Source organism: Ectothiorhodospira shaposhnikovii, assembly GCF_016584105.1.
In the GTDB taxonomy this organism is placed as follows: Bacteria; Pseudomonadota; Gammaproteobacteria; order Ectothiorhodospirales; family Ectothiorhodospiraceae; genus Ectothiorhodospira; species Ectothiorhodospira shaposhnikovii.
Genome location: NZ_NRSM01000026.1, coordinates 1 through 13,131, shown reverse-complemented (window position 1 = coordinate 13,131; position 13,131 = coordinate 1). Strand labels below are relative to the sequence as shown.

9 protein-coding genes and 1 tRNA gene are annotated in these 13,131 nt (G+C 61.8%); 5 read left to right on the top strand and 5 right to left on the bottom strand.

The features are described 5' to 3' along the window. Positions 1-123: 123 nt before the first annotated feature. Positions 124-199, top strand: a tRNA-Lys gene (locus tag CKO35_RS13360). A 283-nt stretch (positions 200-482) separates the two neighbouring features. On the opposite strand, the gene CKO35_RS13355 is transcribed toward CKO35_RS13360, so the two are convergent. Together CKO35_RS13355 and CKO35_RS13350 are read right to left on the bottom strand one after the other, a co-directional pair. Next, on the bottom strand, positions 483-2,246 hold the full coding sequence (locus tag CKO35_RS13355; RefSeq protein ID WP_200176641.1) for an ABC transporter ATP-binding protein: 1,764 nt from the start codon (positions 2,244-2,246) through the stop codon (positions 483-485). Next, a complete protein-coding gene (locus tag CKO35_RS13350) occupies positions 2,230-3,921 on the bottom strand; it encodes an ATP-binding cassette domain-containing protein (protein WP_200176640.1) in 1,692 nt (563 codons plus the stop codon). The genes CKO35_RS13355 and CKO35_RS13350 overlap by 17 nt, the downstream gene beginning before the upstream one ends. Before the next feature lie 306 nt (positions 3,922-4,227). On the opposite strand from CKO35_RS13350, the gene CKO35_RS13345 reads away from it, so the two are divergent. Continuing rightward, positions 4,228-5,163, top strand: coding sequence for a helix-turn-helix domain-containing protein (locus CKO35_RS13345; protein ID WP_200176639.1), 936 nt, complete (start codon positions 4,228-4,230; stop codon positions 5,161-5,163). A 45-nt stretch (positions 5,164-5,208) separates the two neighbouring features. Here the strand turns inward: CKO35_RS13345 and CKO35_RS13340 are convergent, their stop codons facing one another. The 3 genes from CKO35_RS13340 to CKO35_RS13330 all read right to left on the bottom strand — a co-directional run bounded on the left by CKO35_RS13340 (position 5,209) and on the right by CKO35_RS13330 (position 9,717). Next, positions 5,209-7,281, bottom strand: a complete 2,073-nt coding sequence (locus tag CKO35_RS13340) for a TonB-dependent receptor (protein ID WP_200176638.1) — start codon at positions 7,279-7,281, stop codon at positions 5,209-5,211. 637 nt (positions 7,282-7,918) lie between these two features. Beyond that, a complete protein-coding gene (locus CKO35_RS13335; protein WP_200176637.1) occupies positions 7,919-8,986 on the bottom strand; it encodes an ATP-binding protein in 1,068 nt (355 codons plus the stop codon). After that, complete coding sequence (locus CKO35_RS13330; RefSeq protein ID WP_200176636.1) at positions 8,983-9,717, bottom strand: response regulator; 735 nt, start codon at positions 9,715-9,717, stop codon at positions 8,983-8,985. The genes CKO35_RS13335 and CKO35_RS13330 overlap by 4 nt, the downstream gene beginning before the upstream one ends. 162 nt (positions 9,718-9,879) lie before the next feature. On the opposite strand from CKO35_RS13330, the gene CKO35_RS13325 reads away from it, so the two are divergent. The 3 genes from CKO35_RS13325 to CKO35_RS13315 form a co-directional block, all read left to right on the top strand. Next, complete coding sequence (locus CKO35_RS13325) at positions 9,880-11,031, top strand: efflux RND transporter periplasmic adaptor subunit (protein WP_200176635.1); 1,152 nt, start codon at positions 9,880-9,882, stop codon at positions 11,029-11,031. 16 nt (positions 11,032-11,047) lie between these two features. Next, positions 11,048-12,922, top strand: a complete 1,875-nt coding sequence (locus CKO35_RS13320; protein ID WP_274600847.1) for an efflux RND transporter permease subunit — start codon at positions 11,048-11,050, stop codon at positions 12,920-12,922. Between the two features lie 20 nt (positions 12,923-12,942). Beyond that, positions 12,943-13,131, top strand: a 189-nt coding sequence (locus CKO35_RS13315) for a transposase (RefSeq protein WP_200173378.1), incomplete at its 3' end; no start/stop codon positions are given.

Below are 13,131 nucleotides of genomic sequence, written 5' to 3'. Positions count from 1 at the left end.
AGGGCCGGGGATGGGGGAGGGCGCCCGACCCCGCAAAAAATACTTGCACTCCTTGAAAAATCCAGTAACATACCTGCCCTTTCCAGGGGCGACCAACAGTCACTGGATATCACTTCCCTTCGTGGGTCGTTAGCTCAGCTGGTAGAGCAGTGGACTTTTAATCCATTGGTCGTAGGTTCGAATCCTACACGACCCACCATTCAAATCAGTGTCTTGCGCTGGTTTTCCGTTTTCACGGATTCTCGCCCTTTACTCACGTGCACCCCCGGGGCTCCTCATCTGCATCCCCCCAGCCCGACGGCTTCTTGCAGGACTGCGCCTGCGCCCACGCTAGCGGCTTACCTATCGCTGCGGCAAACCACCTATTCAGCTCGGAGATACCGTTCCCCCGAATGGCTCCGCCGGGAAGGTCGGCAGGATCCGAAGGCGGGGAAGGAGCATGGTGAACTCTAGCGAAGCACGCCCCTTCACGAAATGACGATTCACTGCGTGATCGTCTGCAAGGCCCACATGTCGCGATACAGCCCCCCAGCTCCCAGGAGTTCGGCGTGGGAGCCACGTTCGATGATCCGCCCCTGCGTGAGCAGCAGTATCTGGTCGGCGTGTTGGATGGTGTGTAGCCGATGGGCGATTACGATGACGGTGCGCCCTTTGATCAAGCGCGAGATCGCCCCTTGTATCTCATGCTGAGTTTCCGGATCCACCGAGGCGGTGGACTCGTCAAGCAGCAGCACAGGGGCGTCCTTCAGTAGGGCGCGCGCAATGGAGAGCCGCTGGCGCTGGCCGCCGGACAGGCGCTGGCCGTTCTCGCCGATGAGGGTTTCATACCCTTGTGGAAGCCGCTGGATGAATTCGTCGCACCAAGCGGCACGGCAGGCGTCCATCACCTCGGCGTCGGTGGCCTCGGGACAGCCGATCCGTACATTCTCCAGGACGCTGCCATCGAATAGCTGGACGTCCTGAAATACGAAGCTCAGATAGTCGTAGAGCTGGTCCGGACCCAGATCGCGAAGATCGACGCCGCCGAGGGTGATTCGGCCCTCCTGTGGGTCGAAGAAGCGGGCCAACAGATTGAGCAGGGTGCTCTTGCCGCCGCCCGATGGGCCGACTACGGCGACGATCCGGCCTTGGGGTGCGCGGAAGGAGACATCCCTGAGCGCCCACGCTGTGCCGGTATCATAACGAAAGCTGACACCCTCGAAGGCCAGCTCGAACCCGTCGGGTTCGGTTGGTGCGGACGACTCGGGGAGGGGCGGTCGATCGAACAGCGCCTGAACGCGGGCCTCGCTCCTGGCCATGGCCCGCATTTCTGTGAGAAAAGCGGCGGCGTCCAGCAGGGGGTCGAGTAGCTTGTAGGCGACCATGGCGAACAGGAGCCAGTGCAGCGGCGCGAGTCCGTCGCTCTTGGCCAGCCAGGCTCCGCACAGCAGTAGTGCCACCAATCCCAGCTCCAGGCAGAGGCGATAGAGTTGCACCGAGCCGCCAGCCCACGCCTCGACCCCCATGCTGCTGTGGCGAATCGCCTCGAAGCGCCGGTCCAGCCGCTCCCACCAGATTTTGGCGCGATTGAACAGTCGCAGCGTCCGAATGCCGGTGATGAACTCCACCAGCAGGCCGGACACATCCAGAAACTGCTCCTGCTTGCGATCGGCGCGGGCAAGGAAGAAACGGCGGGCCGCATTGAGCGCCGCCACGGCCAGCGGCAGCGTGACGAGCAGGCTCAATGTCAGGCGCCAGTCGATCCAGACCAGTGCGATCACGAACAGCAACGGTACGGCTACAGCAGCCACCCATTCAGCCGTCAGGTGGGTGAAGATCTTTTCCACCCGGTTCACATCATCTGTGAGTACCGAGGCCAAGCGCCCGGAACTTTCCTGTTGCAGGGTGCCCAGGGGCAGACGCCGCACATGGTCAATCAATGTTTCCCTGTAGGAACCCGTGAGTTCGTAGGCTCCGGTAAAACTCTGCAATTGACCCAGGTAGGAGAAAAGGAGTTGCCCCGCCAGGAGGGCACCCAATGCCATCCCATACGTCAGAATCTGGCCATCGTTGGCCATAATTTCCGCGAACTCCAGACCTGTGCCGCTCTTCTGTAACAGATCATCGAGCCAGACATAGGCGAGGAAGAAAGGGGCGATGGAAAAAATGCGTTCCAATACCCGCAATGACAATCCCCAATAGAATCGCCGTGGGCGTTGATTGCCCGCCCGAATTACACGGTTCAGGAGATCAAGAAACGCCCGCATCGACCACCTCCTTTTTTCCGATAGTCCAGCTCTCGCCGACACTCTGCCGTTGCCACAGTCGCTGATAGAGCCCGCATCTGGTGATGAGCTCATCATGGCGGCCCGCGTCCACCAGTCGTCCACCTTCCATGACCAGTACCTGATCTGCCTGTTCGATGGTGTAGAGGCGGTGCGCGATCACCAGCAGTGTTTTGTGCGGATACGCCTCATGCAGCGCGTTGTAGAAGGCACGTTCGGTCAGGCTGTCGGCGAAGGCGGTCGCCTCGTCCAGCACCAGCACGGGTGTGTCGGCTAGCAGGGCGCGGGCGATAGCGATGCGCTGGCGCTCCCCGCCGGAAAGGCGAACCCCGCGCTCTTCGATGCGCGTGTTGTAGCCTTCGGGCAGCGCTAAGATGAATGCATCGGCCTGGGCGACGCGGGCAGCCCGTCGAACAGCCGCCTCGTCGGCGTCGGGGGACGCCAGTTTCAGGTTGTCCATCAGCGTGCCGCGGAACAGAAAGGCCTCCTGAGTGGCCACCGATACCAGCGAGGCCCGCTGCGCTTCGTCGAGCGAATCCAGTGAAATGCCGTCCAATCGGATAGTCCCCTGTTGCGGTCGGGCCAGTCCACCCAATAGATGGGCAACGGTGGACTTGCCCGCCCCAGAGGGGCCTACCATGGCCGTCAGTTTGCCGGGAGGCAGCTCAAAGCTGAGATCACGCAACACCGGCGTGTCGTCATAGGCAAAGGAGACTGCGTCGAAGTTGACCCCTGGCGTGGCAGTCAATGTAACCGGAGATTGTGGGGCAGGTGACGACCAGGTGAGGAAGGGTGCGATACGGCGCACACCGCCCAGGATCTCACGAGTCTCGGAGGAGAAACGTACTACCTTGAAGAGCGGTTTGAGCATACCCGTTCCCAGCATCAGTGCCAGGATCAGGTCCGGCAGGTCCAGAGCACCCTGGCTCACCAGCCACATGCCCGTCGGCAGGATGAATAAGATATTGGCGCTCAGCAGCACCGTGAACACCGACCAGCCCGGTATGGTCTGTCGGATGACTGCGGTGACGAGGCCATGGTAACGCTCCAGTACGCGTCGCATGCGGCGGAAGGAGCCCACCTCCTGACGGAAGGCCTTCATCACCGGGATGTTTCGCACGTACTCGACCGTTGACCCGCTCAGCTCGCCGACGGCATTGTCGAAGTCCTCGATGCGGTTGCTGGCACCGCGCATGAACAGGCTTTGCGCCAGGGCCGCCAAGGGCACCACCGCCAGGGCCGCGAGCGCCAGACGCCAGTCCAGCCACAGCAGAAACAGCGCCACGAACAGGGGGCCGGCGAGTGCGGCGATGAACTCCACCGAGTGGTGGGCGATGAACTGTTCCAACCGTTCCACGTCGTGCATGACGATTTTCTTCAGCTCGCCCGAACTGTAGCCTTGCAGCTCGGTGAGGGGAACCCACACCAGGCGCCGGGCCAAGTCCCGCCGCAGGTTTGCCAGGATTTGATAGGCCGCGCGGTGGCTGAGGTAGTAGGCGAAGGAATACAGCCCGTACTTGGCCACCAGCGCCACGGCCATCCACCCCGCGAGGCGGGTCAGTCCATCGGCAACCTGCGTACCGGACAGTACCAGGACGATGGACTGATAGAGCAGCCAATAGGGCAGCAGCTCGAACAGGGCGGCTATGACGGCCACCGATAAGGCTGCCAGCAGGGGGCCTCTTTCGTCATGAAGCAAGCCAAACAGTACGCGCCAGAGCGCTGGGTGGGGAGGGTCGATCATCATGTTTCCTCTTCCACGGGTTTACTTCGAACCAGGAAAACAAGCTTATCCATCAAGCCACTCTCGCGACTCCCCGCATCGGGAGCGAGACTGTCCGGATCGGAAGTCATTTATCCAGGAATGGACACAGTGTCACGGGCACCCATTTTTGCGAATGAGTCGCATTTGTCGTATAAGCATGGGGTACTTGATGATTTCGCTGTCGTCCAGGAGGAGCCCATGCACTGTGTGGTCACACAACCCGCTGAAATCTCGACCCCGTTGCGGACTTCGAAGCTCTTTGGTGGAGAACACCTTGCTGAGCAGCCTGAAACCGATGGGCATTGCGCGTTCAAGGCCGCATTGGTCGAGCCTCAGCCGGGAATGGTTGTGGGTCTGTACAACGGCAATGGACGCAACGGATTGCAGGTCGACCTGCTCAATGACAGTTGCTATGTGCATTTCTCCTGCCTTCTCTGCGGGACGTTGAGAGGGACGGTAAGAGGAATCTCGGTCGCTCCCCGGGTAGGGGAAGGACATATTGGATATGCGCCGGGAGAGCGGTTCTCGGTGTGGTATAGCCCTGACTACCGTCATCTGGAGCTTATGCTGACTCCTGAGGTGCTGGGCGAGTTGGTGGGTGATGAGTTCGAGCGTATCGGTGATATCGAGAGCGGTTTCATCATGCGGGCAACGCCACCGGGCAGCAGGACCATTGACGCTGCGATGCGATTGGCGCAACGCGTCGAAACCCCAGGGGTATCGTCGTTGCTGTTGCATGCGGCTGTGCTGGAGTTTCTCGGGTGGCATCTTGAGGGATTGAACCGCAACGGCTTGCAAGGCGCCGTGCCGCTTCGAGAGCGCAAGCGCCTTCTTGCGGCGCGGGAACGGCTACTCGAAGACTTGAGTGCGCCGCCGACAATCACAGAATTGGCCAAGGAAGTGGGACTCAACCAACTGAAGCTGAAACGGGGTTTCAGGTTGATGTTCGGTATGGGTATCTACTCACTGTTTCAGTGCCACCGCATGGAGCGGGCAAGGGAGTTGCTATGCCACCACAACGTGACGGAAACCGCACTGATTCTGGGATACAGCAATATCAGCCACTTCAGCGCCGCGTTCCGCAAGCAGTTTGGCGTGCTGCCTAGCGAGGTGCGCAAGGGTCGGTACACCTGAGCCGCTATGCTCCCTTCCGTTTTTCGGGGTGTGATTATCGCCGCTTCAGAAGCGTGCATTGACGGTCACGCCGACGGTGCGCGGCCTTCCGGCCTGGGCGCGCGGACCGAGCCCCGGGAAGTCGTAGGCGAACTCGGCATAGCCCTCGTCCAGCAGGTTTCTGCCCCAGAGGTACGCCTCCCAGGTGTCACCTTCCACGCCGAGACGCAGGTTGACCAGGTTGTAGGCACCCTGCTTCAGGGTGTTGGCCGTATCCCAGTGGAAATCACCGATGCGCTGCAACTCCAGACGGGAAAGCAGCACGGCAGAGGCGCCGAGTGGCCGGCGGTTCTGCAACGCCAAGTTGAACATCTCTCTGGGCACGAGGGGCACGCGGTTGCCGGCATAGTCGACGCCGCGCACATCATCGCGGTACTCATCGAACCGGGCGTTGGTGTGGCTGAAGCCTGCGTTGAAGTCCCAGCCCGGGGCGGGACGCAGCATCAGTTCGACTTCCAGCCCCTGACTGTGGGATTCGCCGGCGTTGCGAACCACGCTGCCAATGTTGGGTGTCAATTGGATGACTTGCTGGTCGGTCAGGTTGACGCGAAACAGGGCCAGGTTCAGTGACAGCCGCTTTTGCCATCCAGACCACTTGAGTCCGGCCTCGTAGTTGATACTGCGTTCAGGATCGAAATTGGCGTCGTCTGGATCCACGTTCATCAAGGTGTTGAAGCCGCCGGCCCGGTATCCCTTGGTTGCGTTGGCATACCAGAGAGTGTTGTCGTCGGGTTTGTAGGCGAGGGCAACCTTCGGTAGCCATTCCTTGAAGATGCGGCGGTCGTTCAGAGCGCCTTCGCTGCCTGGGATCGGGGTGCCACCCATTTCCATTCGGGTGTGCATTCTGACGCGGCGCCTGTCATGGTCCCGACGCAGGCCGGTGGTAAGGGTGATGTGGTCGGTGATGCGGTAGTCAAGCTGACCGAACACGGCGTATCCCTGATCATCTTTGTCAGCGACCAGAAGGCTGTCCATGGGAGCCGGAACAAACCCCATGGCGACCGCGTCGCTGCCGAATCTGGATCGCGTCGTAATCCCGTTGTCTTCCTGGTAGTAGTAGAGTCCGGCCATCCAGCGCAGCATGCTCTCCGTTTCGGGGGATGCCAGCCGCAACTCCTGGGTCAGCTGTTTTCGATCCTCCCGCGTGCTTTCTCGAACGATATCCAGCGGCGAGCCATCGGTATCGCCGCCGCCGTCGTTTTCCCAGTCGCGCCAGCCCGTAATGGAGGTTACCCGTACATCGGGGGGGGTATTCCAGTTCAGGCTGAGTGAGCTCCCGAAAGAGTCACGATTGTCGTGACCGGCAAAGTCGTTGCGCACGCGTTCTGGGTGATCACTTATCTCCTGCAACGGGCCCAGCGGGTAGGCGCCACCCCGGAATCGTTCCGCATCCAGCGACAACGTGGCGTCGAGGTTGGTGGTGGGAGTCCAGCGCAGGCTGGCACGCAGGCTCTGGTCGTTGCGGTCGTCAGCCTTTTTGCCAAGGTGCATGTTGTCGACATATCCATCGTGCCTGGTTGCGGATGCAGACAGGCCGAGAAACAGTCTGTCTTCCACAAGCGGGGTGCGCAGGCTGCCCTTGAGTTCGCGTTGACCGAACTTTCCGGCGCCTGCACTTACGCGTGCCTCGGTCTCGTTCGTGGGCTGCCGGGTGACGATATTGATCACACCGGCGAGGGCGTTCCGTCCGTAGAGTGTCCCTTGTGGTCCGCGCAGGACCTCGACGCGCTCCACATCGAAGAGGTCCATGTCGAACATCCCGTCACTGGTGTAGCCGACGCCATCGACGTAGAAGCCCACTGCCGGCTCGCCGTAGGTGGCACCCACGCCGCGCATGAAGATGTGGTTGTTGCGTCTTCCACCCCAGGTGAAGATGTGGAGGTTTGGCACCAGATTGGCGATTTCGGAGATGCTCTGGATGCCGGCATCGTCGATCTGGTCGCCGGTGATCGCTGAGATGCTTGCCGGGACGTTCTGTAGCGCTGCTGGGCGTTTCTCCGCCGTGACGGTTACGGCTTCGAGTTGGTAGATTTCACCGGTTTCCCCGTTAATCTTGGGTGTATCTTCGGCGACGGCCAAACCAGGTCCCAGCATCTGCGTGGCAAGAAGGAGTGTTGCGCCTCTTAATGCCACTCGTTTCCTCATCAGTGTCTGCACAAACGGTCCCCCCTGCATACCGTAGAGACGTCGGTATTGGTTGTTGTGTGTAAATGAGAATTATATTTATCCGGATGGTTGCAACTCCCCGCATCGGGACGTGACTTGCCCTGATCGGGATTCTCGTCGCTACGGAGGCAGATGACTGTCGGCGGCAAGAGCCTTGTGGATGCTGCTGTAATTCAAGGCGTTTCCGGTTCAGGGCCCATTCACTGCAGGCGTGGGAAGTGGCAATGAAGCCGGGCTTGTTGCTGGTCACCGCGATGACTGATGACTGTCGTCGGAGTGATCGAACAGAGGTCTGGCTGAAGGCAACTGGAAGCGATGCTGCGCAACGTGACTTGCGCTGAACGGACGGTATGGGAAGGTTAGGAGCCGTGACGCACTATCGGTTCCAGTGTGGTTGCGGCAGACTTTTGGCAAAGATCAAGGCATGACATACGATGAAGACCACCCCGCGGCCAGGGGTAGCGCAAGTCATGCCGGGGGGCTCCCCCGGCCTCCACAACATGACTGACCTCAGCGCAAAAACGGGCACTGGGGTAATTCGCTATCTTTCTTAGACCCGTAGTCGGGCCGGCCAGGAAATCACGAATGAACTTCCCGCGCTAGATGGTTGGACGACAACACGGCCGCCATGGGCCTCCGCGATGGCCTTGACCACAGCGAGACCAAGACCGCTGCCACCGCTCTTCCGTGAACGTGTAGGGTCCCCACGGCGAAAGGCCTCGAAGATGTTGGTGGCCAGCGAGCTATCGATGCCGGGGCCTTCGTCTTCTACGGTCAGATGGATGAGGCCGTTTGCCTGGTGTAGGCGCACCAGCAGGTGACCTGGCTCGGCATGCTGCAAGGCGTTATCCAGGAGCGCCATCAGAGCCTGGCCGATACGCACCGCATCGCACTCCACTAGCAGGTTGGCATCGAGTTCGCTGTGTAGGTGAAACCCTTTTGTTGCCAGGCGGGGAGCGAAGGCCTGCAGCACGAAGCTGAGTTCGTCGGCTAGCCTGACTGTGACCCGTTGCACCTCCAGTTGGCCGCTGTCGTTGAGGCTCAGCACGCGCAGGTCTTCGATCAGGCGATTGAGACCTTCCACCTGGCGCAGCAGGCTCTCGAATATCTCGCCGCTGGGGCTGAACACGCCTTCCGCCAGACCCTGCAGGCGGCCGCGCAGAATGGTCACCGGCGTGCGCAGTTCGTGGGCGATGGCGGCGTTCCAGAACTCACGCTCGCGGGTCATGCTCTGCAGGCGGTCGACCATGGTGTTGAAGTCGCGCACCAGCTGCGCCGTCTCGCCCGTGGCCTGCTCATCCAGCGGCGCGCGGGCGTCGAGCTTGCCCTGGGCCACTTCGCGCAGGCTGTGTGCCACCGCTTTCAACGGCGTGATCAGGCGTTGCGACAGGCGAATGGCGACGAACACTGCCATGCCTAGAGCGGCGATGATGGTGCAGACGATCCAGATCATCTCCACTCGTGAGGGTATCCAGGTTTCGGAGATGCTGTCCGGCAGGTAGGCCACGGCGAAGGCGTAGAACACGTAGGAGCCGAACACCGAGATGAAGGTGATGCCCAGTGCCATCACCGCCAGAGATTGGATGATCTGCCGGCGCAGCCCTGGTGTCGGCCTCATGCGCCAGCGCCGAAGCGATAGCCCACGCCCCAGACGCTGGCTGGCGTGCCCTGGATGTCGAGGGCTTCGAGCTTCTTGCGCAGCTTGCTGACGTGGCTGTCCACGGTGCGCTCCTGGGTGTCGCCTTCGGGCAGGCAGTTGACCAGCAGTTCCGCGCGGCTGAATACCCGTTTCGGCGCGCGCATCAGGCAGGCGAGCAGCTTGAATTCGGTCAGGGTCAGTTCCAGCGTCTGTCGCTGGCCATCACGCTGCACGCTGGCCTCGTGGCTGTCCAGGTCGATCTGGAACGGGCCGACGCGCAGTATCTGCTTGGCGGCGGGCCCGCCCGCCCGCGTGCGCCGCAACACCGCCTGTATGCGTGCCACCACTTCGGCTGGATTGAAGGGTTTCACCACGTAGTCGTCAGCTCCCAGGCGCAGCCCCATCAGCTTGTCGATGTCCTGATCGAGAGCGGTGAGCATGATCACCGGAGTATCGCCACGGGAGCGGATTTCGCTGAGTATCTTCCAGCCATCGAGGTGTGGCATCTGCACGTCGAGCAGCAGCAGATCCGGTTTGAGCATCTGGTGCAGGGTCAATGCCTCGTGGCCGTCGGTGGCGTGCCGGGTGCGCAGCCCGCTGCGTTGCAGGTAGGCGATAAGGATGTCGGCGATCTCGCTTTCGTCCTCGGCAATCAGCACCAGTGCCGGGTCAGGAGGGACGGGGCCGGGGCGCACATTGAGATCGGACATGGGAGGTCCCGAATTTGATCGTGCTGAATTTTATCGTGCTCTCCATGCTTTCTCCACAAAGCCTCGAATCATTCGCAATGGCTGCGCGCCAGACTTGTAGTCTCGATCCGTTCCTGGTCGACATCAGGTTGCCACGGAGCAGTGTTCAGTGAGGAGCAGGTTATGGGCAGTAAGAGGCATCTGAGCATTCTACTCGCAGGGCTTGCCGTGTTGGGACTGGCAGGTTGCGATACGGCGCAACAGGAATCCGAAGCACCCGCGCCGGTGCATGTATCGGTGCTGACGCTGGAGGCTCACGAGCTGTCGGTCAGCGAGGATCTGCCGGCACGCGTGGCCGCCGTGCGCAACGCCGAGATTCGCGCGCAGATCGGCGGCATCGTGCAGCGCCGTCTGTTCGAGCAGGGCGCCGAGATCGCGGCCGGTGCCGTGCTGTTCCAAATCAATCCGGCGCCGTTCAAGGCCGATGTCGACAGCGCTGCCGCCGCCTTGCAGCGCGCCGAAGCAGTTTTGGCGCGGGCACATGTGCAGGCCGAGCGACTCACTCCCCTGATGCTGGCCGGGGCGATCAGTCGCCAGATGTATGACGATGCCGTGGCGCTGCGCGAGCAGGCCGCCGCCGACGTGGCCCAAGCCAGGGCGACGCTGGCGCGGCGCAGGCTGGACCTGCAGTTCACCAGTGTCGAGGCGCCGATTGCCGGGCGTATCGACCAGGCGCTTGTGAGCGAGGGCGCGCTGGTCTCGCCGACCGATGCCACGCCCATGGCGCGAATCCAGCAGATCGATCAAGTGTACGTCGACGTGCGCCAGTCCGCTTCGGTGCTGGAGGCGCTGCGTCAGCAGATTGGCTCGGTGACGCCGGAGTTGAGCGTGGAGATTCTCGGTGGTGATGGTAAGCCTCTGGGTATGCGCGGGCACATTTTGTTCTCCGGTATCGAGGTGGATGCCGGTACCGGCGATGTGCTGTTGCGTGTGCTGGTGGACAACCCGCAGCGCCGTCTGCTTCCCGGCCTCTACGTGCAGGCGAGGATTCCCCGGGCGCATTACCACGCCGCCCTGAGTGTGCCGCAGCAGGCGGTAACCCGCACGGCGGGCCAGGCCAGCGTGTGGGTGGTGGATGCCCAGGGCCAGGCACAGCCGGTGCCCATCAAGCTCGGTGAGCTGGTTGAGCGCCGCTACCGCGTGGTGTCTGGACTCAGTGCCGGGCAGCAGGTGGTGGTCGAGGGTATCGAACGCCTGAGCCCTGACGCCCAGGTCGCCGCGCGTCCCTGGCAGCCCGCCGCCGTTAGCGAACAGCTCAGCACCGTCGCGCGCTGAGTTCGGAGAAGCCGTCATGCCGCAGTTCTTCATCAACCGCCCGGTATTCGCCTGGGTGATCGCCCTGTTTATCGTGCTGGTCGGCGTCATCGCTATTCCGCAGCTACCGATCGCCCGCTATCCCTCGGTGGCGCCGCCTTCAGTGATCATTTACGCCACCTATCCGGGCGCCACCCCGCAGACGCTCAATGATTCGGTGGTGAGCCTGGTCGAGCAGGAGCTGTCCGGCGTCAAGCACCTGCTGTACTTCGAATCCTCGGTGGACACCTCCGGTACGGCGCAGATCACTGCCACCTTCAAGCCCGGCACCGATCCGGAATTGGCTCAGGTCGACGTGCAGAACCGCATCAAGGCGGTGGAGTCGCGCCTGCCGCATGCGGTGCGCCAGAGCGGACTGCAGGTGGAATCGGCCGGGTCCGGCTTTCTGATGATGATCGGCATGACCTCGCCCAGCGGTCAGTACGACGAGGTGGCGCTGAACGACTACATGGCGCGCAATATCGTTCAGGAGTTGCGTCGTATCGAGGGTGTCGGGCGCGTGCAGCTGTTCGGTGCCGAGCAGGCCATGCGCATCTGGGTCGACCCGAGCAAGCTCACCGCCTACGGCCTGACCATGAGCGAACTGGCCCAGGCCATCGAACAGCAGAACGCGCAGATCGCCCCGGGGCGTATCGGCGACGAGCCGGCATTACCGGGCCAGCGCCTGACCGTGCCACTGACGGTCGAGGGGCAGTTGGAGACGCCGGAACAGTTTGCCGCCATTGTCCTGCGCGCTGGCGCCGATGGTTCGAAGGTGGTGATCGGCGACGTGGCGAGGGTCGAGCTGGGGGCGCAGTCCTATGGTTTTTCCAACCGCGAGAACGGAGTGGTGGCCACCAGTGCCGCGATTCAGCTGTCGCCTGGTGCCAACGCGGTGCGTACCGCCGCGGCCGTGCGCGAGCGCTTGGCCGAGCTTGCGCCGAGCATGCCGTCGGGTATGGCCTATTCGGTGCCGTTCGATACCGCGCCGTTCGTCAAGGTGTCGATCAAGAAGGTCATCTACACCCTGTTCGAGGCCATGGTGCTGGTGTTTCTGGTGATGTTCCTGTTCCTCCAGAACCTGCGCTACACGCTGATCCCGGCCATCGTCGCGCCCATCGCGCTGCTTGGCACTTTCGCGGTGATGCTGCTGGCCGGTTTCTCGATCAACTCGCTGACCATGTTTGGCATGGTGCTGGCCATCGGCATCATCGTCGACGATGCCATCGTGGTGGTGGAGAACGTCGAGCGGCAGATGGCCAGCCACGGACTTTCGCCACGGGAGGCGACAGTGCAGGCGATGCGGGAAATCACCGGTGCGGTGATCGGCATTACCTTGGTACTGACTGCCGTGTTCATCCCTATGGCCTTTGCGAGCGGATCGGTGGGGGTGATCTACCAGCAGTTCACCTTTTCGATGGCAGTGTCGATCCTGTTCTCGGCCTTCCTCGCACTGAGTCTGACACCCGCACTGTGCGCCACATTGCTGCGTCCGGTCAGCCCTGATCATCACGCCAAGCACGGCTTCTTCGGTGCTTTCAATCGCGGCTTCGAGCGTCTTACTGCGGGCTACAGTAAACGCGTGGCGCGTCTGGTGAAGTGCAACGGGCGGATGATGGCGGCATTCGTGGTGCTCTGCGCAGTGCTGGCCTTTGCTGCCGGACAGTTACCGTCGTCTTTTCTACCCGATGAGGATCAAGGCTATTTCATGACTTCCATCCAGTTGCCCACCGGTGCCACCAGTGAACGAACCCTGGACGTGGTTAAGGCCTTTGAGGCGCACGTGGCCTCACGCCCAGCGCTTGATACGAACCTGGTAGTGCAGGGCTTGAAGTGGTCCAATTGTAGCGGACACCCCGTTAAGCCCTCGTAGGCTATGCATTGGAGGTGTTCATGAGCAAGAAGGCACGACGTCGATACACGGCGGAATTCAAGGCTGAGGCAGTGGCGTTGGTTGAGCGCCAGGGGTATGGGGTGGCCGAAGCTGCCCGGTCTCTGGGAATCAATCGCAGCCTGTTGGATCGGTGGTTGCGCAAGGAACGTGAGCGGCAATCTCCCCAGCATGACCAACAGGAGGACCAG